The organism is Pseudoclavibacter sp. CFCC 13611, from assembly GCF_008831225.1.
In the GTDB taxonomy this organism is placed as follows: domain Bacteria; phylum Actinomycetota; class Actinomycetes; order Actinomycetales; family Microbacteriaceae; genus Pseudoclavibacter_A.
In genome coordinates this window covers 970358-993103 of sequence record NZ_WBKE01000001.1, presented here as the reverse complement: position 1 = coordinate 993103, position 22746 = coordinate 970358, and the positions used below count along the sequence as shown (strand labels likewise).

At 65.0% G+C, this 22746-nt stretch carries 16 protein-coding genes; all 16 read right to left on the bottom strand.

The features are described from left to right. Positions 1-20: 20 nt before the first annotated feature. The 16 genes from F8O08_RS04315 to F8O08_RS04240 all read right to left on the bottom strand — a co-directional run bounded on the left by F8O08_RS04315 (position 21) and on the right by F8O08_RS04240 (position 22645). Positions 21-1241, bottom strand: coding sequence for an McrC family protein (locus F8O08_RS04315; protein ID WP_192497710.1), 1221 nt, complete (start codon positions 1239-1241; stop codon positions 21-23). 2 nt (positions 1242-1243) lie between these two features. Beyond that, on the bottom strand, positions 1244-2971 hold the full coding sequence (locus tag F8O08_RS04310; protein ID WP_158042633.1) for an McrB family protein: 1728 nt from the start codon (positions 2969-2971) through the stop codon (positions 1244-1246). Between the two features lie 61 nt (positions 2972-3032). Beyond that, positions 3033-3902 carry a 16S rRNA (uracil(1498)-N(3))-methyltransferase gene (locus F8O08_RS04305; protein WP_158042632.1) on the bottom strand — a complete coding sequence of 290 codons (870 nt, stop codon included), beginning with the start codon at positions 3900-3902 and terminating at the stop codon, positions 3033-3035. After that, positions 3902-5002 carry a molecular chaperone DnaJ gene (dnaJ, locus tag F8O08_RS04300; protein WP_158031228.1) on the bottom strand — a complete coding sequence of 367 codons (1101 nt, stop codon included), beginning with the start codon at positions 5000-5002 and terminating at the stop codon, positions 3902-3904. Before dnaJ ends, F8O08_RS04305 begins: the two co-directional genes overlap by 1 nt. Before the next feature lie 64 nt (positions 5003-5066). Continuing rightward, positions 5067-6101 carry a heat-inducible transcriptional repressor HrcA gene (hrcA, locus tag F8O08_RS04295; RefSeq protein WP_158042631.1) on the bottom strand — a complete coding sequence of 345 codons (1035 nt, stop codon included), beginning with the start codon at positions 6099-6101 and terminating at the stop codon, positions 5067-5069. Between the two features lie 92 nt (positions 6102-6193). After that, positions 6194-7348, bottom strand: a complete 1155-nt coding sequence (hemW, locus tag F8O08_RS04290) for a radical SAM family heme chaperone HemW (RefSeq protein WP_158042630.1) — start codon at positions 7346-7348, stop codon at positions 6194-6196. Then, the gene (lepA, locus tag F8O08_RS04285; protein WP_158042629.1) at positions 7345-9213 is read right to left on the bottom strand and encodes a translation elongation factor 4; all 1869 of its coding nucleotides are present in this window, start codon (positions 9211-9213) and stop codon (positions 7345-7347) included. Before lepA ends, hemW begins: the two co-directional genes overlap by 4 nt. A gap of 78 nt (positions 9214-9291) precedes the next feature. Next, a complete protein-coding gene (gene rpsT / locus F8O08_RS04280) occupies positions 9292-9552 on the bottom strand; it encodes a 30S ribosomal protein S20 (RefSeq protein WP_158031224.1) in 261 nt (86 codons plus the stop codon). A 110-nt stretch (positions 9553-9662) separates the two neighbouring features. Beyond that, positions 9663-10673 carry a DNA polymerase III subunit delta gene (gene holA / locus F8O08_RS04275; RefSeq protein WP_225732811.1) on the bottom strand — a complete coding sequence of 337 codons (1011 nt, stop codon included), beginning with the start codon at positions 10671-10673 and terminating at the stop codon, positions 9663-9665. Positions 10674-10730: 57 nt separating this feature from the next. Continuing rightward, on the bottom strand, positions 10731-12980 hold the full coding sequence (locus tag F8O08_RS04270) for a ComEC/Rec2 family competence protein (protein WP_192497709.1): 2250 nt from the start codon (positions 12978-12980) through the stop codon (positions 10731-10733). Positions 12981-12985: 5 nt separating this feature from the next. Then, a complete protein-coding gene (locus F8O08_RS04265; protein WP_158042627.1) occupies positions 12986-13672 on the bottom strand; it encodes a helix-hairpin-helix domain-containing protein in 687 nt (228 codons plus the stop codon). A 164-nt stretch (positions 13673-13836) separates the two neighbouring features. Beyond that, positions 13837-16368 (bottom strand): leucine--tRNA ligase, encoded by a 2532-nt coding sequence (leuS, locus tag F8O08_RS04260; protein ID WP_158042626.1) that lies wholly within the window; start codon positions 16366-16368, stop codon positions 13837-13839. A gap of 51 nt (positions 16369-16419) precedes the next feature. Then, positions 16420-18204, bottom strand: coding sequence for a thiol reductant ABC exporter subunit CydC (gene cydC / locus F8O08_RS04255; protein WP_158042625.1), 1785 nt, complete (start codon positions 18202-18204; stop codon positions 16420-16422). Continuing rightward, the gene (gene cydD / locus F8O08_RS04250; RefSeq protein ID WP_225733566.1) at positions 18201-19910 is read right to left on the bottom strand and encodes a thiol reductant ABC exporter subunit CydD; all 1710 of its coding nucleotides are present in this window, start codon (positions 19908-19910) and stop codon (positions 18201-18203) included. The genes cydC and cydD overlap by 4 nt, the downstream gene beginning before the upstream one ends. Positions 19911-20107: 197 nt before the next feature. Continuing rightward, positions 20108-21142 (bottom strand): cytochrome d ubiquinol oxidase subunit II, encoded by a 1035-nt coding sequence (gene cydB, locus F8O08_RS04245; RefSeq protein ID WP_158031217.1) that lies wholly within the window; start codon positions 21140-21142, stop codon positions 20108-20110. An 18-nt stretch (positions 21143-21160) separates the two neighbouring features. Further along, positions 21161-22645, bottom strand: a complete 1485-nt coding sequence (locus F8O08_RS04240; protein ID WP_192496664.1) for a cytochrome ubiquinol oxidase subunit I — start codon at positions 22643-22645, stop codon at positions 21161-21163. Between the last annotated feature and the right edge of the window lie 101 nt (positions 22646-22746).

The following is a 22746-nucleotide window of genomic DNA, read 5'->3' as shown; positions in this document are numbered from 1 at the left end:
TTCTAGCCCCACCACCTCATTCAGACTGAGGTCGTGGTGACTGTTACCGGGGCCTGCACTGGGGCCTCGATCCGGAGGGCGTCCTGCGTCACTACGTCGGCAATCTCCTGCATCTGCTCTAGGAAGGTGTGTGATGGCCTGGACAGGTCGAGACCGTGAGCGATGACCGAGACGCCAGTTTGGCCGATCCTGAGTTCCTGAGCAGGCTTCAGTGGAGCAGCGTAGATGACGTGTGAGCGACGAAGATGAAGATACTGCGCGTAGGTGAAGAGTTGAAACAGGTCCGAGCTGATGAACTGAGGAGCCTTGTACTTCGTATCGGCTACAGCAACGACTCGACCTTTGGACTCAACCACTAAATCAGGCCGAATGAGCGGATCAGATCGGTTCTGGATGAGCCGGAACTGTTTCTGCGCGGATACTGTCCATGCGGAGCCACTCTCTTGAAGCGCTCGTGCAACGGCTGCTTCAAAGACTTTCCAGAGCGTGATGATGAAGCCGACGGATTGTCTTGTACCGTTCACAGCGCTGAGTCCGCTGCCATCGAGCACAAGCTCGGCGAATTCGATGCCACACCAGAAGCGTTCATTCTGAGCAGATCGTTGCCAATGAGGCCGAGCGGCTCCTTCAGGCAGATCTCGGACATCCGCGAGATATCGCAAGACGCGCCGCAATCGGTGTTTCAGCTCCTCGTTGTGTGCGACTGAAGGATCACTTACCGAGCGAAGGAGTTTCAGACTCGCCGCTCTCAGAATCTGATTCTCAGCGATGTCCATACCGAATTCTGAGTATGAGACTTCAAACGGAAACAGTCTGTCGTAGTGATGAGCCAGCTGTTCCGAGACTTGGAGGCGCCCACGCAAGACTGAACTCGTCCCGGAATGCTGCCAATAGCCTCGCAGTACTCCCTGCCGGATGGGTTCTTCGACCATGAGAAGAAACACCTCGGCAAGAGCGTCCGCCAAGCGAGTCGGTGCTGCCTTGATCGTGTCTTCATCGAGTCGTACGCCAGTCGAGGCGTAAGTCACCAGCCACATCAGCTCGCCTACAGCAAGTTTGGGCGCGATCTCGACGACGATGGAGCCGGCCGATATGATGCCACAGACGTTCTTGACTTGAACTTCGAAATATCCAGGCACCGAACCGGGAGAGCAGGTCATCGCGCCAGTCTGCTGCAGATGACGCGCTTCTTGCATCGTGAGAGAAACGACGGCGTGGCCGGCTTCACGGAGCTGTATCACCCTCATGATTGGACGGAGTTGAGCGTCGACCTCAGAGATTGCAAGCTCAGGGTGGACTCAATCCATTCAGTAGAGCCGAAGAACGACTCTCTCAGTTGAGGTTCGACTTCATAGGCCCAAATCCGCTCTAGGACTCCCGGCTGATCGACATCTGGTCGCATGAAGTATGACGGCCCTAAAACGGCATCCGAGTCACGCTCGGCGATCAGTCTGTTCAGCAGGCTCCAGAGCGCGGGAACCTGCCTACTGATGCCATTCAGGTCACACCACCGTGCGAGAAGTGAATTCGTCGGCTCACAGTTCGGATGCAGCGCCACAAAGGCAAATCGTCTTCTCATCGCCGCATCAACCAGTGCGATTGAGCGATCGGCAGAGTTCATGGTTGCAATAACGAAGAGATTCGATGGAAGAGAGAAGTCCTCCTGGGAGTACATGAGCTGAACCGAATCATCCCGATACTCCAAGAGAAAGTACAGTTCACCGAAGATACGGGCTAGATTTCCCCGATTCATCTCATCGATGATGAGAAAGTAGGGTGCACCAGACTCATCTGATTCGGCCGCAGTCACGAGTCTCTTGAGCGGGCCGTCACGCAGTTCGAGCTGCCCCGACTTCGTCGGACGAAAGCCTTCGAAGAAGTCTTCATAGCTGTACGCGGGATGGAATTGGACGAGGGACACTCGTTCTTTCGCGCCGGCCAGCATCCTCGCCATACGCCGGGCTAAGAATGTCTTCCCTGTGCCTGGAGGCCCCTCAAGAACGATCTGATGCCGGGACGACAGCAGTTTCTGAACGTCATCCAGCCATTCGTCATCGACGAGGAGGCCGGCAGCAGCGTTCGGAGGAAAAGCAGGAAGCTCGTAACCGTCAGCCTCTGACGCCTCTTCTCGGTCTTCTCCCGCACCACCGTCATGATTGACTTCTCGTGGGCTGTTGTGCGGATCCCATTCGTCTCTGTCAACGTAAAAGCTCCACTCGCTGCCGCGGCTCTTTCTCACTTCCTGCAGAATCGCACCGACTTTACGCTGTGGGTTCTTCGACTCGATGAGATCCGGGTAGATGGGATCAAAGTGCTTCAGAATTTCAGCGAGATGCCGACGAGCGGTGATCCCCACAAAGCTGCCGGGACCGAGAATATGCGCCAACGCACACTGCATCGGACTATCCACCAGTTCTGGCATATCGTAGACAGCCCGTTCGATGCCGTCGGGCGATCCCATCAGCTCTCGTCGTTCAGAGGCCGAAAGCTGGGTCCACTGACAGCCGAATGCGATCAGAAACTGCATCTGATGCCAGCGCTGGGTGTTAAAACCCTGACCTCCATTGAGTACGCCACCCGCACGTATGACCTTTGCCACTTCAGCCAGCCGGCGGTGATCCCCAGGCTCAGCCAGCGAGAGCGGAGGTGTGCAGCCGCTCAGTACCGCGTCGATCTTCTTGATTTTCGTGTCAGGAAGCACATTTCCCAGCACCAAGAGATTGATCACGTAAAGCTCTGCGAACAGCTGTTTCGCAGCCGACGAAACCGTTGCCAGTTGTCTCACGATCTTTTCGTCGAATGTACCCACCGACGTGTCAGGATTCTCATTGTACGCAGCGCGAAGCTCGGCAAAGTTGCTTGCTGTCCATACCGCTGCGTCTGTCAGCAACGCCTGCTCGCTGATCAGACAGCGCTGTTTGAGGTCCTCTCCAATACTGCGGATCCCAGCATGGTTTCCATATTCCGCCATTTACTCTCCCCTTCGCACTTCGACTCGGCATCAATCGTTCTCGGGCGGTTGAACACCGCTTTCACCACCGGCCGAGCCGGGCGCTCAGCACCGAGATCGCCGCAAGACCGGCGCTCGACGTGCGCAGCACGCTCTCGCCCAGACGCACTGGGATCACCCCGGCATTCATCAGCCGGTCGCGTTCTGCGGGGTCCGTTCCGCCTTCGGGGCCGATGATCACCATGACCTCGCCGTGTGCTGCTTCGACGGCCCGATCCAGCGACACCGTGGTCAGCCGTTCCTTTGCCTCTGGGTCGAGCAGCAGGGCTAGCCGCCCTCCTGCTGCGTCTGCCTGCGCGCCGTCCAACGCCGCCGCAAGCTGCGGCGTCGTCACCGGTTCGCCGACCTCTGGCACACGTGCACGCAGCGACTGCTTCGCAGCCTCGCGCACAACTGACGCCCAACGTTCCTGCCCCGTCGTCAGTTTGCGCCCCTGCCACACCGACACGCTGCGCTTCGCCTGCCACGGCACCACCGCATCCACACCGGCCTCGGTCGCACTCTGAATCGCGAGTTCGTCGCGACCGCCCTTCGCGAGAGCCTGAACCAGGGTCAGCGAGGGTGTCGCCAGCTCATGGGCGATTCGCTGTTCGACGCACAGCGCGAGCATTGACTTGGTGGTGGCGGCGACGGCTCCGACGAGTTCGAGCCCGGTGCCGTCGGCGACGCTCAGGGTCTCGTCTCGCTTCAGCCGACGCACTGAGGTCGCGTGGTGCGCCTCTGCGCCGGCGAAGGCCACGAGGTCACCGGGCTGCGCCTGCCATGCGGATGCGCTGGCCGCATCGTGAAACGCCTGACCGGGCAGCTGGGCGAGCGTGCGGCTGACGGTCTGCTCGTCACTGTCGGCGGCGAGCTCCAGGCGCAGCAGCTGCTCGGGCAGGAACAGCGGCATCAGCCGCGACCCATGAACCGCTTGCGGAAGCGCTGGAACCCCGACTTCGCTGCGCTGGTCAGATGTGGTGCCTCGTCATTGCGCAGCTTCGCCAGCTGTTCGACCAGACGACGCTGATCGCCGCTCAGTTTGGTGGGAGTCGACACCCGCAGCGAGATTCGCAGCGCGCCACGCGAGTTGCGATGCAGGTGCGTGACGCCGTGGTCGGCGATCGTGATCACATCAGCGCTCTGTGCGCCGGGCTTGACCTCGATGTCGAGCGGGCCGTCGAAGCTCTCGATCTTCGCACTGGCGCCGAGAATCGCATCGGTCATCGAGACCTCCAGTGAGGCGAGCAGGTCGTCGCCGTCGCGGGTGAAGGTCTCGTCGTTCTCGACGTGCACCTCGAAGTAGAGATCGCCGCGGGGCCCGCCGCCGGGGCCGACCTCACCGCGACCGGCGAGGTGCAGACGTACGCCGTTGTCGATGCCGGCCGGAATCGGCACCGTGATGGTCTCGCGTGAGCGCAGGCGGCCCTGCCCGGCGCAATCGGGGCACGGCTGCGGAATGATCGTTCCGTAGCCCTTGCACATCGGGCAGACGGCCTCTGTGAGCACGTTGCCGAGCAGAGACCGCACCTGCTGCTGAACGTAGCCCTCGCCGTGGCAGTAGTCGCAGGTAACCGGCGACGAGCCGGGCGCTGCGCCCGATCCGGTGCAGGTCTCGCAGACCTTCGCCGAGTCGACCTCGACGTCTTCTGAGGCGCCGAACACGACGTCACGAAGCGAGACGTTGATACGCACCAAGGCGTCATCCCCGCGCTGCTGGCGTGGCTTGGGGCCACGGTGTCCGCGACCGCCTCCCCCGCCGCCGAAGAACGCGTCGAAGATGTCGCCGAAGCCGAACTGCCCGTCACCTGTGTCGCCGCGGTCGTACTGCGCGCGCTTGGTCTCGTCCGAGAGAATCTCATAGGCCAGCGTCACCTGTTTGAACTGCTCTGCCGCCTGCGGGTCGGGATTCACATCGGGGTGCAGCTTGCGCGCCAGGCGGCGGTAGGCCTTCTTGATCTCATCCTGGTTCGCCTCACGAGACACGCCCAGTGTTTCGTAGTGATCGGTCATTCTGCTCGTCTCCAATTGTGATGGTCGTCGTTCGCCTCAGGGGCGGGATTCGTGCGGTTCGCGGTCATCGCAGCATCTTCGACAGATAGCTGGCGACAGCCTGGACGGCCGCCATGTTCGCGCGGTAGTCCATGCGGGTCGGGCCGAGCACAGCCAGCCTGCCGTACTCGCCGCGCTGTTCGGAGCCATACCCGCTCGAGATCACGGCAGCCTCTTCGAGCCCTTCGTGTTCGTTCTCGCGACCGATGCGCACGGCGATGTCGCGCCCCTCGGCGCCCATCTCGCCGAGCAGGCGCAGCAGAGCCACCTGCTCTTCGATGGCCTCGAGCACCGGCACCAGGGTGTGGTCGAAGTCGGCCTCAGTGCGCATCAGGTTGCCGGTGCCGGCAACCACCAGACGCTCTGACCGAGAGCCCTCGACCCCGAGTTCGAGCGCACCCAGCAGCAGTTCGGCGAGCGGACGATCATCGGGTGCCGCATACTCGCGCACCTGCTCGGCGCGGTCGCCGAACTGCTCGAGGTCGACGCCGCGCAGCTGGTCGTTGATGAGGGCGCGCAGGCGCACGACCGAAGGACGCACCGACTGCGTCGACGCACCGGCCGGCAGCGTCACGTGATGCTGTGCGACCGTGCCACGACTGGTGATCAGTACCACGAGCAGACGACCGCCCTCGACGTCGACGATGTCGACTTTGCGCACGCGCGTGCTCGAGAACGTCGGGTATCGCACGACGGCCAGCTGGTTGGTGAGCTGAGCGAGCAGACGCACCGTCTTCTCGATCATCACATCGAGATCGGCTTCGCCGGGAGTCAGAAACCGCTCGATCGCTCTGCGTTGGGGCGCCGTGATGCCGCGTAGCCGCGTCAGGTTGTCGACGAAGACCCGATATCCCTTCTCAGTCGGCACGCGGCCGGCCGAGGTATGAGGCGCTGAGATGAGCTCCTCGTCTTCCAGAGCCGACATGTCATTGCGAATGGTGGCCGCAGACACGTGAAACTGGTGTCGAGAGACCAGACCCGCCGAGCCGACCGGCTCTCGGGTGGCCACATAGTCGTTCACGATCGCCTGAAGCACCGCGAGACCTCGTTCGGTCGCCATGGCAATCACCTCCGGGTTGACTCCGCTGCTGGCACTCTCATGCCTCGAGTGCTAATCATAGCGCGCCTGTGACTTCACGGCGCGAGCCAGACCTATGCGATCAGATCTGCCACCACGCGGTCGGCGAGCAGGCGACCACGCAGCGTGAGGGCTGCTCGCCCACCTGCCAGCGCATCCGCATCGAGCAGGCCGTCGCCGGCCAGCAGTGGCAGCTCGTCGCGACGCCCAGCGGCGATCTCGGCCACGCCGATGCCCTCGCGCAGCCGACTGCCCAGCATGATGCGCTCTTCGTAGCGAGCGGTGGCGTCCAGAGTCTCACGGCCCGCCTCCGGGCTCTCGCCGGCGCGCACTCGGGCGGCATAGGGCGCGGGATGCTTCACGTTCCACCAGCGTTGGTCGCCGACGTGGCTGTGCGCACCGGGGCCGATGCCCCACCAGTCGTCATTGTGCCAGTAGCGCAGGTTGTGTCGACAGCGTCGGTCGACGTCGTCATCGACGACGCGCGCCCAGTTGCTGAGCTCGTACCACTCGAACCCCTCGCGACGCATGCGGGCATCGAGCCACTCGTACTTGTCTGCGGTGAGGTCGTCGTCGGGTTCGGCGACCTCGCCGTGCCTGATCTGGCGGGCCAGCTTCGTGCCCGGCTCGACGATCAGCGCGTAGGCCGAGAGATGATCGGGATGCTGCGCCAGAGCCTCGTCGACGCTGGTCTGCCAGTCGGCCATCGACTCCCCCGGCGTGCCGTAGATCAGGTCGAGCGACACCTGCAGCCCCGCTGCTCGCGCCCACTGCACCACCAGTGGAATGCGTTCGGGGCGATGCACCCGGTCGAGAGTGCGCAGCACGTGCGGCACGGCTGACTGCATGCCGAACGACACGCGGGTGAACCCGGCCGCGGCGAGTTCTTGCAGGGCGGCGGCGTCGACCGTCTCGGGGTTCGCCTCGGTGGTGATCTCGCAGTCGGGCGCCAGGCCCCACTCGTCGCGGATGCGGTGCAGGATCATGGTGAGATCGGAGACCGGCAGCATGGTCGGGGTGCCGCCGCCGAAGAAGACCGTGTCGACCTGGTCAGGAGCATGATCGCCGTCGCGCAGCACGCTGGCGGCGTAGCCGACCTCGTCGGCCGCCACCTGCGCATACTCGCTCTGGCCGAAGCCGCGCAGCTGGGTGCCGGTGTAGGTGTTGAAGTCGCAGTATCCGCAGCGCACCCGGCAGAACGGAATGTGCACGTAGACGCTGAACGTCACTTGCGCTTCTCGCCCTTTTGGCCGCCGCCGTCGCTCGAGATCGCGGCGATGAAGGCCTCTTGCGGAACCTCGACGCGACCGATCGACTTCATGCGCTTCTTGCCCTCTTTCTGCTTCTCGAGCAGTTTGCGCTTGCGCGAGATGTCGCCGCCGTAGCACTTGGCCAGCACGTCTTTGCGCAGGGCACGAATGTTCTCGCGAGCGATGATGCGGGCGCCGATGGCCGCCTGGATCGGCACCTCGAACTGCTGGCGAGGAATCAGCTCGCGCAGCCGCTGTGTCATCTTCACGCCATAGGCGTAGGCCGCATCGCGATGCACGATCGCGCTGAACGCATCGACTTTCTCTCCCTGCAGCAGGATGTCGACCTTCACCAGGTCGGCGCTCTGGGTGCCGGTCTGCTCATAGTCAAGCGAGGCGTAGCCCTGTGTGCGACTCTTCAGCTGGTCGAAGAAGTCGAAGACGATCTCGCCGAGCGGCAGCGTGTAGTGCAGTTCGACGCGCTGCTCGCTGAGATAGTCCATGCCCTGCATGGTGCCGCGACGGGACTGGCAGAGCTCCATGATTGCTCCGACATAGTCTTTCGGCGCCAGGATCGTGGCACGCACGATCGGTTCCTGTACATCGACGATCTTGCCGTCTGGAAACTCGGAGGGATTGGTGACGTGCACCTGGGTGCCGTCTTCGGCGGTGACGTCGTAGATCACGCTGGGTGCGGTGGCGATCAGATCGAGGTTGAACTCGCGGCGCAGACGCTCTGAGATGATCTCGAGGTGAAGCAGGCCCAGAAACCCGCAGCGGAAGCCGAAGCCGAGTGCCACCGAGGTCTCTGGCTCGTAGATCAGCGCGGCGTCTTCGAGTTTGAGCTTGTCAAGCGCCTCGCGCAGATCTGGGTAGTCGCTGCCGTCAAGCGGATAGAGCCCCGAGAACACCATCGGCTTGGCTTCGTCATAGCCGGGCAGCGCTTCGGTCGCGGGCCGGGCATGTGTGGTGATCGTGTCGCCGACCTTCGACTGTCGAACGTCTTTCACCCCGGTGATCAGATAGCCGACCTCGCCTGCGGCCAAACCGTCGCTCGGTTTCGGCTCTGGCGAGCTGACGCCGATCTCCAGAATCTCATGCGTCGCCTTGGTGCTGAGCATCTGCACGCGTTCGCGAGGGTTCAGCCGGCCGTCGACGACCCTGACATAGGTGACCACGCCACGATATGCGTCGTACACAGAGTCGAAGATCATCGCACGAGCGGGCGCGTCGGGGTCGCCTTGCGGTGCTGGAATGCGGCGCACGACTTCGTCGAGCAGCGCTTCGACTCCTTCGCCGGTCTTGCCCGAGACCCGCAGCACGTCGGCGGGGTCGCCGCCGATCAGCCCGGCGAGTTCGGCGGCGAAGCGCTCGGGGTCGGCGCTGGGCAGGTCGATCTTGTTCAGTACCGGGATGATCGTCAGATCGTTCTCAAGAGCCAGATAGAGATTGGCCAGAGTCTGGGCCTCGATGCCCTGCGCCGCGTCGACCAGCAGAATGGCGCCTTCGCAGGCTGCCAGAGAACGCGACACCTCGTAGGTGAAGTCGACGTGACCGGGCGTGTCAATCATGTTCAGGGCATACCCCTGATCCCCGACACCCCACGGCATGCGCACGGCCTGGCTCTTAATCGTGATGCCGCGCTCGCGCTCGATGTCCATGCGATCGAGATACTGCGCCCGCATGTCACGGTCAGAGACGATGCCGGTGATCTGCAGCATTCGATCGGCCAGGGTCGACTTGCCGTGGTCGATGTGCGCGATGATGCAGAAGTTGCGGATGCGCTTCGAGTCGGTGGCTGCGGGCACGATCTGACGTGCCTGCTGGTCGGTGACTCTGGGCATGCGCTCCTCTTTCTCTGCGGCCTGCTATGCAGAAGGCCCGCTCAGGGGCGGGCCTTCACGAACTCCTGGGTCTCAGACTCAGAGAGAGTTGACCTGCTTGGTCAGCTTCGACTTGCGGTTCGCAGCGGTGTTCTTGTGCAGAACGCCCTTCGTGACCGCCTTGTCGAGCTTCTTCGAGACGATGAGCAGTTCGGCCTGAGCCTTCTCTTTGTCGCCTGCTGCGACGGCCTCACGGGTCTTACGTGAGAGGGTGCGCAGTTCGCTCTTCAGCGCGCGATTGCGCTCAGTGCGCTTGGCGTTGGTGAGGATGCGCTTCTTCTGGGACTTAATGTTCGCCACTGTCGTCTTTCTGTCAGTCTTCTGGTAAGCCCGGTCGGGTTCGACACGGACACATCACACCGAGGGTGTGCAGGCCAAGCATCTACACTACCAAACGCCGGGGCAGGCGCTCAACTGCCGATGCGTCGTGTCGCAAGTCTGCGCACGAGCCGCTCCAGAGCGTAGCCGCCGTCGACGGACTGCCCCTTGATCTGGGCGTCTGTGTCGGCCACCGCTCGCACGGCACGACCCAGCTCCACGGGATTCCACCGTGCCGCATCCTGCTGGGCACGCCGAATCTGCCAGGGTGCGCCCCCGACCCTCGAGGCCAGCTGCTGCGGAGAGGCGTGCACCTCGCAGACGGCGGCCATCAGGCGCACCTTCGTCGCGATCGCCGCGACGATCGGCACCGCGTTCATGCCCTGCTGCCCGGCGTGTCGAACCAAGACCAGGGCCTTCGCGGTCTGCCCCGCCAGTGCGGCGTCTGCGATGGCGAAGCCTGTCGTCTCGACCCGCCCGCCGAAGTAGCGGTCGATGTCAGCCCGAGTGATGTTCTCGGTCACGTCTGCGACGAGCTGTCTGCAGGCGGCCGCCAGCTCGGTGGTGTCTGCGCTGAACGCGTCGACGAGCGCCCGAGCCGCATCGGGGTCGATGCGCCGACCCGCCAACTGCAGCTCTTCTCGCACGAAGGTCTGCTTGTCATCGTCGCGTTTGAGCTCTGCGCACTCCACCTCGAGCGCAGAGGCCACATCGCGGATCGCCGTCAGCAGCTTCTTGCCGCGGACCCCTTTGCGATGCCTCAGCACCACGGTCACATCGGGATCGGCCTGACCGATGTAGTCGATCGCATCGCTCAGAAAGGCATCGGTCATCTGCTCAAGGTGATCGACCCAGATGAAACGCGGCTGAGCGAACAGCGAAGGCGACGCGACGCTCAGCAGTGAGCCGGAGGCGTACTCTCGCGCGTCAAGATCAGAGAACTCGACCTCCTGCTGCTGATCGCTCGCCTGCTGCTGCGCTGCGGCACGCAGCAGCTGTCGGGCGCGATCGGCCAAGAGGTCTTCTGGGCCGCTCAGCAGAACGATCGGTGCGAGACGCACCTGGCTCCATCGTGCACGCTGGATCTTGCCCTTCGCCGCCACGCGACTCCTCGTCTTCGCTCTGATTCTGTCTGTGTGCCGGGTCGACGTCGTGTCGGCTCAGCAGCCGTGCTCACACCATACCGCGAGCCGCTGACCTCCTCTGGCCGATTCGTGCGCGAGGGGTGCCTCACGCGTGCCTTCCGCGACCTCGGGAGGCTCGGCGCTCACTGCCACGCGGCCGTGCTGATCGGTGCGGCGAACGGCAGTGCCGCTGCGCTGCAGCGTGGCCAGGAGCTTGGACGTCGGATGCCCATAGGAGTTGCCCCGCCCACAGGAGATCAGGCCCAGGGTTGGCCGCAGCTCGAGGTAGAGGCCCGGCCAGTGATCGGCGGAACCGTGATGGGCGACTTTCACCACGTCGATTCTTCGCACACCGAGCGCAGACAGCTCGCGAGCGACCGATCGCTGCCCGTCTGCGTTGAGATCGGCGAGCGTCAGCAGGCGCAGATCTGGCAGATCGATCAGCATCGCGAGACTGCTCGCGTTCGGGTCATGCACGGGTCGGCCCCCTGCCGCACCTGGCGCCGCCTTTTTGGGGTGCAGGGCACGCCACGCGATGCCGGCCCCAGCCGGTGTCTGCTGTGGCGAGCTGCGTGCATCGTCGAGACCGGAGACCGCCTGTATGCTCCCGGCGTCGCCGAGGCCGGCACGCACGACCTGACGAGCCTGCAGCCGCCCGGCCGCACGATCCAGCTTCGCGTCGACGACGTCAGGGATCAGAACAGTGTCGACCTGAGCCACTTTCGCGACCGCTTCGGTGGCTCCGGCATGGTCGACGTCCGAGTGTGTCAGCACGACGACGTCGATTGCGGTGACCTGCGCCCCGCGCAGGCAGTCGGTGATCTTCTGCGCAGACTCGCCCGTGTCGATCAGCACGGTTGCGCCGGAGCCCTGCACGAGCAGGCCGTCGCCCTGCCCCACATCGCACTGCAGTATCGGCGTGCCCACCGGCAGCCGACTGGCCGACAGCACGTGGCCGATGCCGGTGACCGCCACAGTCGCAGTCGCCACCAACAGCGCGCCGCCAAAGCTGACCAGCCGCACGCGCCGCCGCCAGTTCAGGCGTGGCCGATGCCGTCGTGGCCGATGCCGTCGCGATCGGCGCCGTCGTGGTCGGTGCAGTTCGTGGTCTCGTCGTTCGTCTGAGGAGCGAATGCTCAATCGGCGTGAGCCAGTCGATGAAGACGCAGTTGACGTCGGCCCATGCCCGGAGCCGATCAGGGTGCCGACGGTCAAGAGCGCGAGCAGCAGCCCGCTCGCCATTCCGCCTGCCGGCCAGGACGGCCACGGAATCGAACCGAACGGGTTCGAGCTGAAGTGCGCCGCGACCTGACCGATCCACCACCCGCCGGGAGCCGCAAGCATCGCGAAGACGACGGCGAGCCACGGTGCCCACGCTGCCGTGAGGCAGCTGAGCACGCCGAGCACCGTCACCGCAGGCACTGCGGGCAGAGCCAGCAGATTCGCAGCCAGCTGGTGACCGGACGCGGGCTGCCCGTCGATCAGCAGGAGCAGCGGCTGACACGCCATCAGTGCGGCCGTACTGGGCGCCAGCAGATTCGCGATCGCCTCGGGCATCCATCGACACAGCCAGCGGGCGACCGGTCCGCTGAACAGCATCAGGCCAGCTGTCGCCGTCACCGACAGCCCGAACGCGACGCTGCCGGCAAGCTGGGGCTCCCAGAGCAGCAGGATCACAACGGCGACGCAGATGCCGACCACGCCGCGGCCGCCGCTCCACGGGCGCAGCAGCGTGACCAGTGTGAGCATGGCCGCCGCTCGCAGCACGGTGACCTCGCCGCCCACCAGCAGCACGAACCCCCAAATGCCGGCCAGCTCGCCCACGCCGCGCCAGAGTCTCGGTGTGTGCATGAGCCCGAGCAGCCCCTGCACCATGCCGACGAGCACCGCCACATTCGACCCGCTGACCGCAGTGATGTGGGCGAGACCGGTGGCGAGCATGTTCGCGTCCGTCGTTTCGGGCAGCCCGTCGACCACGCCGACTGAGACCCCTCCGATCAGGCCGGTGACCTCGGGGCTCAGCGGCAGCAGCCCGCCAAGGTCTGCGAGAATGCGGCCGAACGCAGCCCGCATCTGCTCTGCCCAGTCTGGACCGAAGAGTTCGAAAGTGCGCCGCAGCTCGCTGCGCGCGGCTGGCTCCCCGACTCCCTGGCTCAACGCGAGCATCCACCCGCAGAGCACTGCCAGCAGCGCCGTCCCAGCGCGCCATCTGGGGCGGTCACCCCGCACCTCGCTCAGCTGCCGCCATTCGATCAGCTGCGGTGAGGCCAGCAGCGAACGCCTCATGCCCCTCATACGGTCACCCGTGAGCGCAGCTTCTCGAGCGTCTTCTCACCGATGCCCGACACCCGGGTCAGGTCGTCCACCGACCTGAACGGGCCTTCGGCTGCCCGCGAGTCGATGATCTTCTGCGCGGTGCTGGGCCCCACACCAGGCAGCGTCTGCAGCTGATCGGCCGTCGCCGAGTTCAGATTGATCTGGCTGCCCGCACCGCCGGCGGTCGCACCGGATGCTGCGCCGGCCGATCCGGATGCGGACCCGCTCGGTGCCGATGCGGCAGGAGCCTCTTCGCCGCGACGCGGAATGACGAGCTGCTCGCCGTCGACCAGCACACGGGCGAGATTCAGCGTCTCGACGTCGGCGTCGTCGGCAAACCCGCCGGCCTTCTCGATGGCATCGGCGATGCGCAGCCCTGGATCGAGCCGATGCAGACCCGGGGCACGTACTGCGCCGGTGACATGCACGTGCACGCCGTCGTCACCGCCCGGCGTGCGATCCGCTTCGCCTGGCGCACCCGAGGCAGCGTTGAGGTCTCCCCCGTCAGACGCTGTGTTCTGACCGGCTTCGACGACCGAATGCCTCGAGCCCTGACAGGCCGAGAGCAGCACGCAGACGACCAAGGCGAGCACGGTGAGCAGAATCAGGGCTCGAGCGTGCAGAAAACGGGTCGACGTCGTGGGATGCTCTGAAGCTGGCATGCCTCGACTGTGGTCGATCGCCCATCTGCCCGCTCATCCTTGGGCACCGCTGTGCACAGGTTGGACGGCCGACACCTTCTGTGCACACAGGCGTGCCCCGGTGGGCAGCGGGTAAGATCACTCCGCCGCCCGACCGGGGCACGTCGCCGTCAGACGGCTGGGACTCAGCCGACCACGATGTTGACCAGCTTCGGCGCGCGCACGATCACACGGCGGATGCTGCGGTCGCCCACCAGCTCCTGCACGTGCTCGTTCGCCAGTGCGAGCTCCTGCAGCTCGCCCTCGGTGATCTCGGGCGAGACCTGAAGACGGGCGCGCACCTTGCCGTTGACCTGCACGACCGCCGTGACCTCCTGGCGAACCAGCAGAGACGGATCGGCCACAGGCCAGACCGACAACGCCACGGCATCCTCATGCCCGAGCATCTGCCACATCTCGGCGGCCAGATAGGGCGCGAACAGGTCGAGCACGCGTGCGAGCACCTCAGCGGCCTCGCGCACAGCGGGATCGGCGGCTCCACGCCCCTGCGGTCGATCGATCGTCTTGCGGGCGAGGTTCACCAGCTCCATCAGACGCGCCACGACCACGTTGTACTTCGTCGCCTCGATCAGGTCGGGCGCATCTGCCAGCAGATGGTGCGTGGCCTGCCGCAGGGTCAGGTCGCCGTCGCTGAGAGCCGCGGCGTCTGCGGCGGATGCGCTGCTCACGTCACGAGCGACGCGCCAGGCACGAGCGAGGAACTTCGCCGAGCCCTGCACTGAGACGTCTGCCCAGTCGATGTCGTCTTCGACCGGCCCGGCGAAGGCGAGCGTCACACGGAGCGCGTCGGCGCCGTGATCACGCAGCTCGGAGGCGAACTCGACGAGGTTGCCCTTCGACTTCGACATCTTCGAGCCGTCGAGCAGCACCATGCCCTGGTTGATCAGCGAGGTGAAGGGCTCGTCGAAGTCGACCCAGCCCATGTCGTGCAGCACCTTGGTGATGAACCGTGAGTAGAGCAGATGCAGGATCGCATGCTCGACGCCGCCCACATAGATGTCGATCGGCGCCCACTGGCGGGCCTGTTCGGGGTCGAAAGGCTGCGTCGCATCGTTCGCGCTGAGAAAGCGCAGGTAGTACCACGAGCTGTCGACAAAGGTGTCCATCGTGTCCGGGTCGCGCAGCGCAGGCTCGTCGGTGCCGGGCAGCGTCGTGTGCACCCAGTCGGTGGCGGCGCCCAGTGGCGACGTGCCCTTGGGCTTGAGGTCGAGACCCTCGGTGTCGGGCAGCTCGATGGGCAGCTCAGACTCGGGCACGGGCACCAGCGAACCGTCTTCGGCGTGCAGCACGGGAATCGGCGTGCCCCAGTAGCGCTGGCGAGAGATCAGCCAGTCGCGCAGCCGGTAGGTCTTCGTGCCGTGACCGGTGCCGTCGGCCTCGAGCTTCTCGATGACCTGTGCGATCGCCTCGTCCTTGTGCAGGCCGTCGAGCGGGCCCGAATTGGTCAGCACTCCGTCGCCGGTGACGGCCACACCGCTCTCGGCGGGGTCATCATCGTCGCTGCTCACCACGACCCGCACCGGCAGATCGTACGCGCGGGCGAAGTCGAGGTCACGCTGATCATGCGCGGGCACGGCCATCACGGCGCCATGACCGTAGTCGGCCAGCACGTAGTCGGCAGCCCAGACGGGCAGACGTTCGCCGTTGACCGGGTTCACCGCATAGCGTTCCAGGAACACGCCGGTCTTCGGCCTGTCAGATGCCTGCCGTTCGATCTCCGTGGCGTGCTGGGTGCGCTCGAGGTAGTCCTGAAAACGCATTCGTGCTTCGGGTCTGGCGGCCGAGACGAGCTCCGCTGCGAGATCGCTCTCTGGCGCGACCACCATGAAGGTGGCCCCATAGAGCGTGTCTGGCCGTGTGCTGAACACAGTGACCGGCTGTTCGCGGCCCTCGATGCGGAAGTCGATGTCTGCACCGTACGAGCGTCCGATCCAGTTGCGCTGCATCTGCAGCACCTTGGCCGGCCAATGACCCTCGAGTCGATCCAGGTCGTCGAGAAGCCGATCGGCGTAGTCAGTGATCTTCAGATACCACTGCGTGAGCTTCTTCTTCTCGACCATGGCGCCACTGCGTTCGCTGGTGCCGTCGGCGAGCACCTGCTCGTTGGCCAGCACGGTCTGGTCGACCGGATCCCAGTTGACCCAGGAGTCTTTGCGATACGCCAGCCCGCGCTCGTACATCTGCAGAAAGAGCCACTGGTTCCAGCGGTAGTACTCCGGGTCGGAGGTGTGCAGCTCACGCGACCAGTCGAAGCTCGGCGCGTAGGTCTCGAAGCTGCGCTTCTGCTGGGCGATGTTGTCGTAGGTCCAGGTGCGCGGGTTGATGCCGCGTTTGATCGCAGCGTCTTCGGCGGGCAGGCCGAACGAGTCCCAGCCGATCGGATGCAGCACGCTGTAGCCGCGGTGACGCCAGTAGCGCGCCGCGATGTCGCCGTAGCAGAACGCCTCGGCATGGCCCATGTGCAGATCGCCCGACGGGTAGGGGAACATGTCGAGCACGTACTTGCGCGGTCGATCAGGATGCTCGGTCACCGCCCGTTCGGCGTCGAACAGCCGCTGCTCGGCCCAGATGGGCTGCCACTTCTGCTGCAGTCTGCGAAAGTCGTACTCTGGCTGTTCTGCCGTCTCGTCGCTCAACTCTTCTTCACCTGTTCTCATGGATCGCGCTGGTCTGTCGGAAACGAGGCAGACCGCCTCAAGGTTACTCGATCACGCCTGTTCGACCGCGTCGACCCGCGTGAGCCGCCCGTCGGCCAGATGCAGATGTTCGTCGACCAGCGCCGAGGGAACCCGATCGTGACTCATCAGCACGACCGCGGGAGCCTGACCGTCTCTCGTGCTGCCGTGCGTTCCAGCGATGGCGAGCAGATCGACGAGCAGCTCGTCTGCGAGCTCCGGGTCGACGTTGGCCGTGGGCTCGTCGAAGACGATCACCGGGAACTCTGCGAGCAGAGCCCGTGCCAATGCGAGGCGCTGCACCTGCCCGCCCGACAGCAGCTGTCCGTTCTCTCCGACCACCGTGTCGAGACCCTCGCGTGACTCGATCAGGTCATTGAGTCCCACACGGCGCAGAACCGCGAGCAACAGGTCGTCTTCGGCTTCGGGCTGCGCCAGCAGCAGGTTGGCGCGCACCGTCGACGCGAACAGGTGCGGTCGCTGCTCGCAGAGACCGACGACGCGACGGACGCGGTCGCCGCCGAGGTCGCGCACATCTTGCGCATCGATCGCATACCCTCCGGAGCGATGGTCGAGAAAGCGCACCAGTGTGGCAGCGAGCGTGCTCTTGCCTGCACCGCTCGCACCGGTGATGAGCACACGGCGGCCAGGCCTCAGGTCGAGGTCGATGCCCTCTGCGATGATCGCGGCTCCCGGCCAGCCGATGCTGACGTCTCGCAGCTGCAGTGACGCGAATGCGGATGCTCGCTCGTCTGCCTGCGGTGCGGGCTCGGCTCCGGCATCCCCGTCTGCACCCGCGCCGGAACCGGCATCGTCGGCCCCGCCGTTGAGCCGCCTGCCGTCGTCGATGACCGCACCGATGCGGTGCGAGGCCACACGCACCTTCTCGATCGCCGTCATGGCGGTCGGCACCTGCGAGAAGACGTCGAAGATCGTCATCGGCACCAGCACCAGCACCGCCAGCCAGCTGCCGGGAAAGGCTCCGGCCTGCAGATCGGTGCCGCCCGCCCAGATCGCGCCGATCACGGCGATGCCGGTGAATCCGGTCAGGCACAGATCGACGAGCCCCTGTGTGGCGGCACGCGAGCGGTCGATCACCGACTGCCGCCGCGCCAGACTCTGAGCCTCGCGTTGAGCCCGCGGGAGCGCGTCATAGGCCGTCAGCACGTCCATCGACTCGAGCATGCGCAGCATGTGCTCGTTCTGCGCGGCACGCACCGGCGCCGCGTCTCGGGTGCGAGCCGAGGTCGCCCGCTCAGGCAGCACGCCGCCCAACACCGCGGCGCCGATCAGGCTCAGCGCGAGCACGAGACCCGCCATCGGAGAGATCAGTGCGAGCAGCGCGGTCGTGACGGCACTCACCAGCAGCGAAGTGAGCAGCGGCTGCCAGACGCGCAGGGGAAGATCCTGCAGATCGTCGATGTCCGACACGAACCGGCTCATCAGGTCGCCGCGCCCCAGATGCGAGAGGTTCGCAGGCGCCCCCGGTATGAGTCGCTCGAACACGCCGACACGCAGTCGCCCGAGCATGCGGAACGCGGCGTCGTGGCTGAGCAGACGTTCGATGTAACGGAACGATGCGCGTCCCAGCGCGAAGACTCGAACGCTCACGATGATCGCCATCAGCGTGAGGATGGGCGGGCGCAGCGCACTCGCCGAGATGAGGTAGGCGCTGGCCCAGGTCAGCCCGATGGCGGCCGCGGCGCTCAGCACGCCGAACAGCACACCTGCCCAGAAGCGCTTCGGGTCTGGGGTGGCGAGTCTGGCGAGCCGCTCGTCGACGCCGGGTGCCGGCAGCAGAGTCCTGCCACGATTCATGCGACCACTCCGTCTCTTTCGTCACGCGACGCCGAGGACGCGCTCGCCACCGCACCGCCTGCGCGGCCCGTCGGCTGCGCGGCGATCGACACCTGAGCATCCGCCGCAGCGATGACACGCGGACGATGACTGATGACGACGACCACGCGCCCGTCTTGCGCCATGGTGCGCATACCGGCGATCATCTCGCGTTCGGTCTGCTCGTCGACGGCACTCGTCGGCTCGTCGAGCAGCACGATGCGGCAGTCGTGCGAGAAGGCGCGGTAGTAGGCGCGCGCGATGCAGACGCGTTGGGCCTGCCCGCCCGAGATGCCTCCGCCGACAGGGTCGATCACCTGGTCGAGATCGAGCCGACCCGCGCCGGCCAGCCTCAGGCAGCGCCGCAGCAGATCGGCATCGACGTGGTCGCCCGAGTTGAGCCCGAGGGCGACGTTGCTCGCGATCGTTCCCGGAAAGAGATCAGTGCGCTGTCCGCTCCAGGCGATGACGGGCCGCAGCGGCGCGTCTCGTTCGAGGTCGATGCGTTCGCCCTGCCAGATCACCTGACCCGTCGCCGGCACGAAGCCGAGCAGCGCCGCGAAGATGCTGCTCTTACCGGCTCCTGACGGGCCGCTGATCACGGTGAGCCGGCCTGCCTCGGCGCGCAGCGTGACCGTCTGCAGCCTGACATCGCCTCTCGAGACGCAGATGTCTTCGAGTCGCAGGTCTGCGGGTCTGAGGCTCGACGGTGACTCTGCGGATGCCGTGGTCGCGTCGCTCCTGGCGCTGCGGATCGGGGCGGCCGGGTGCGCGCCAGGCCGAGAATCTGGCTCGTCGAGCACGCTCAGCGCGTCGTCGGCGGCCGAGATGCCCTCGGTGGCCGCGTGGTAATGCGAGCCCACGAGGCGAAGCGGAGAGAAGGCCTCTGGTGCGATCAGCAGGACGAAGAGACCGGTGTAGAGATCGATCTCGCCGCCGATGAGACGTGTGCCGATCGACACGGCGACGAGTGCGACCGCCAGGGTCGACGCGAGCTCCAGCACGAAGCCTGACATGAACGAGATGCCCAGCACGCGCATGGTGCGCTGGCGGTAGTGGTCGGTCACGGTCGAGATCACGTCACGCTGGTGCCACTGCCGCCCGAAGACTTTGAGCGTAGAGAGACCGGTGACGACGTCGACGAAGTGACCGGAGAGTGTTCGTGAGGCCTCCCATTCGGAGTTCTGCACCCGCTGGGTGTACCAGCCGATCAGGATCATGAAGATCGGGATCAGCGGGAGGGTGACGCCCACTGTGATCGCAGACGGCAGGTCTTCGCGCCAGAGCACGAACAGGAAGACCGGCACCGAGATGACCGTGAGCACCAGCTGCGGAAGGAACTTCGAGAAGTAGCCGTCGAGCGCATCCAGACCACGCCCATAGACGGTCGTGAGCTGCGGAGCAGAGCGGCTGGCGAGCCAGGCGGGGCCCAGTGCCGCGAACCGCTCAGCCATCTGCTCACGCAGCTGGGCTTTGACCTTTGCCGCGGCGAACTCTGAAGAGACGTTCCATGCGTATGCCAGCAGGGCTCGAATCGCCTGGGCGGCCGCGGCGAGTGCGACCAGGTGCAGGCTCTCGTTCCAGGTCAGATGCTGCATGAGCGCACCGGCCACGCATTGTGCCACCGCCCATGAGAAGACCAGAATGCAGGCGATCTGCAGCAGACCGATGAGCCCGCTGACGAGCAGATAGCCTCGGGCGGCCGTTGCCCGGCGCAGCAGCCGGGGGTCGATGGGTTTGATGGTTCACCTCGTGTTCGAAGATCTCTGCGCAGCCCCACGCCCCAGGTGGCTGCGTCCTGCAGACGGAAGAACCGCTCCCCTCGCCTGCCACAACAGTGTAGTCGTGCAGACGATTGGAGCGGTTCGTTCCGGCAGCTGGGGTGTCAGTGCGCCACGGCCGCCTGCTCGATGTCGACGCGGCGAACGCGCTTGCGGAACACCCAGTAGGTCCAGCCCTGGTAGAGCAGCACGACCGGCAGAGCGAATGCCGCCACCCAGGTCATGAACGACAGTGTGTTCGTCGAGCTCGAGGCGTTCGTGAGCGTCAGGCTGTTCTCGAGACCGTAGGTGCTCGGCATCACCATGTGCTCGGGGTAGCTCGTGAACAGCACCATCCACAGCGCCAGCACCGCGAAGACGACGGTCAGAGCGGTGAAGGTGAAGCCGAGGCCGTCACGCTCGATCCAGTTGCACCAGTAGCTGATGATCAGCGTCACAGCGGCGAGCAGCGACAGCACGAGCACCAGCGGCGAGAAGTGCGCGATGTTGGTCCACAGCAGGAAGAGCGCCGCGACGACGATGGTGATCAGGCCGAGTGAGCGGCCCAGCCGATGGGCGCGTGCCTTGACCTTGCCGTCGGTCTTCAGGCCGACGAACTGCACTCCGTGCGTGAAGAACAGCAGCAGCGTGGTCAGACCGCCCAGCAGTGCGTACGGGTTGAGCAGCGTCAGCAGTGTGCCCTGATAGATGAACGAGTGCTCGACCTTCAGAATCGGCAGACCGTTGACGATGTTGGCCACCGCCACACCCCACAGCAGGGCGGGAACGGCAGAGCCGATCACGATGAACCAGTCGAACCACTTGCTCCAGTTCTCGTGGTGGCCCTGGTGGCGGTACTCGAACGAGACGCCTCGGAAGATCAACGCGATCAGAATCAGCACCAGTGCCAGGTAGGCACCGCTGAAGAGGGTGGAGTACCACTCGGGGAAGGCGGCGAACAGGCAGGCGCCAGCCACGATCACCCAGGTCTCGTTGAGATCCCAGACCGGGCCGATCGTGTTGATGATCTGCCGGCGCTCGGTGTCGTTCTTGCCGAGGAAGGGCAGCGACATGCCCACGCCGAAGTCGAAGCCGTCGAGCACGAAGTAGCCGACGAACAGCACCCCGACGATGAAGAACCAGAGAATTTCGAGAGTCATTTGATCAAATCTCCATTACTAGTACGTGATCGCCAGTTTGTGGGGATCGACCTCTGCGGTCTCATCTCCGCTGTGGTCTGCGTCGAACTCTGGCGGACCGGCCTGAGCCGCCTTCTTGATGAGTTTGAACTCAACGACTGCCAGTGCTCCGTAGACCAAAGTGAACAGGGCCAGCGACAGGCCGACCGACCACGCCGGCACGTTCGGCGAGACCGCACGTTCGGTGGTCATCAGGCCGAACACGATCCAGGGCTGTCGACCCATCTCGGTGAAGACCCAGCCGACGAGGTTGGCGAGCAGAGGCACCGGAGCGGCCCAGATCGCGACACGCCAGAACCAGTCGGGCACCGTGATGCGGCTCTTCTTGCGGGTGATCCACAGCGCGACCAGAGCGATCAGCGCGCTGAACGCTCCCAGACCGATCATCCAGCGGAAGCTCCAGTAGGTGATCCAGAGCACAGGCATGAACGACCCATCAGTCGGGCACGTCAGTGCAGGGTTCAGCGCATCCGTGCAGAACTGCTGGGTGTACTTCGCCTGCAGATCGGTCAGCCCCTCGACAGTGCCGTTGAACGTGTGCGTCGAGAGGAACGACAGCAGATAGGGAATGCGCAGAGAGAAGAGCTCGCTGTGGCCGTCGGGCGTGCCGAGGGTGAAGACGGAGAATGAGGCGTCTGCGCCGGTGCTCGTCTCGAACATCGCTTCGGCAGCCGCCATCTTCATGGGCTGGGTGTGCACCATGGCCAGGCCGAGCTGGTCGCCGCTGAGGAAGACGCCCGCGAAGCCCGCGAGCACCGACCAGGCACCGATCTTGAGGCCGGTGCGCATCGTCTCGACATGCTGATTGCGCCGCAGGTGGTAGGCGCTCACGGCTACGATCACTGCACCGGCGAACACGACTGCGCCCGTGATCGCGTGCGGAAACGCCGAAACCGCAACCGGGTTCGTGAGCACCTGGCCGATGTCGGTCAGCTCTGCGCGCCCTCGGTTCGGATTCAGTTCGTAGCCGACCGGGTTCTGCATGAACGAGTTGGCGGCGATGATGAAGTAGGCCGAGAGGATGGTCGCGATGGACGTCAGCCACGCCGACGCGAGGTGCACGCCCTTCGACACCTTGTTCCAGCCGAAGATCCAGACGCCGATGAACGTGGCCTCCAGGAAGAAGGCGAAGAGCCCCTCCATGGCCAGCGGGGCGCCGAAGATGTCTCCGACGAAGCGCGAGTACTCCGACCAGTTCAGCCCGAACTGGAACTCCTGGACGATGCCCGTCACCACGCCCATGGCGAAGTTGATCAGGAAGATCTTGCCGAAGAGCTTCGTCAGCTGCAGGTACTTCACCTTGCCGGTGCGCACCCAAGCGGTCTGAATAATCGCGACGATGAGCATCAGCCCGATCGTCAGCGGCACGAACAGGTAGTGGTACAGAGTCGTCAGCCCGAACTGCCAGCGCGCCAGCGCCAGTGCCGTGGGGTCGCTCTGCAGCACGGCCAATGTATCGGTCATGTGCGTTCCTCTTCACTCCAGTGAAATTTCGGTCTCCGACACCTGTCGGCGACACCTGTTGGAGACTTTACTCCGGCTTGTATACAAGTGCAAAGTAGACG

Excerpts from the sequence above, each read along its gene's own strand:
- cydB (WP_158031217.1), bottom strand. The coding sequence starts at position 21,142 with ATGACTCTCGAAATTCTCTGGTTCTTCATCGTCGGGGTGCTGTTCGTC.
- F8O08_RS04240 (WP_192496664.1), bottom strand. The coding sequence starts at position 22,645 with ATGACCGATACATTGGCCGTGCTGCAGAGCGACCCCACGGCACTGGCG.
- lepA (WP_158042629.1), bottom strand. The coding sequence starts at position 9,213 with ATGCCCAGAGTCACCGACCAGCAGGCACGTCAGATCGTGCCCGCAGCC.
- F8O08_RS04270 (WP_192497709.1), bottom strand. The coding sequence starts at position 12,980 with ATGAGGCGTTCGCTGCTGGCCTCACCGCAGCTGATCGAATGGCGGCAG.
- hrcA (WP_158042631.1), bottom strand. The coding sequence starts at position 6,101 with ATGGCGACCGAACGAGGTCTCGCGGTGCTTCAGGCGATCGTGAACGAC.
- F8O08_RS04265 (WP_158042627.1), bottom strand. The coding sequence starts at position 13,672 with ATGCCAGCTTCAGAGCATCCCACGACGTCGACCCGTTTTCTGCACGCT.
- F8O08_RS04305 (WP_158042632.1), bottom strand. The coding sequence starts at position 3,902 with ATGCCGCTGTTCCTGCCCGAGCAGCTGCTGCGCCTGGAGCTCGCCGCC.
- F8O08_RS04310 (WP_158042633.1), bottom strand. The coding sequence starts at position 2,971 with ATGGCGGAATATGGAAACCATGCTGGGATCCGCAGTATTGGAGAGGAC.
- cydC (WP_158042625.1), bottom strand. The coding sequence starts at position 18,204 with ATGAATCGTGGCAGGACTCTGCTGCCGGCACCCGGCGTCGACGAGCGG.
- leuS (WP_158042626.1), bottom strand. The coding sequence starts at position 16,368 with ATGAGAACAGGTGAAGAAGAGTTGAGCGACGAGACGGCAGAACAGCCA.
- dnaJ (WP_158031228.1), bottom strand. The coding sequence starts at position 5,002 with ATGACCGATCACTACGAAACACTGGGCGTGTCTCGTGAGGCGAACCAG.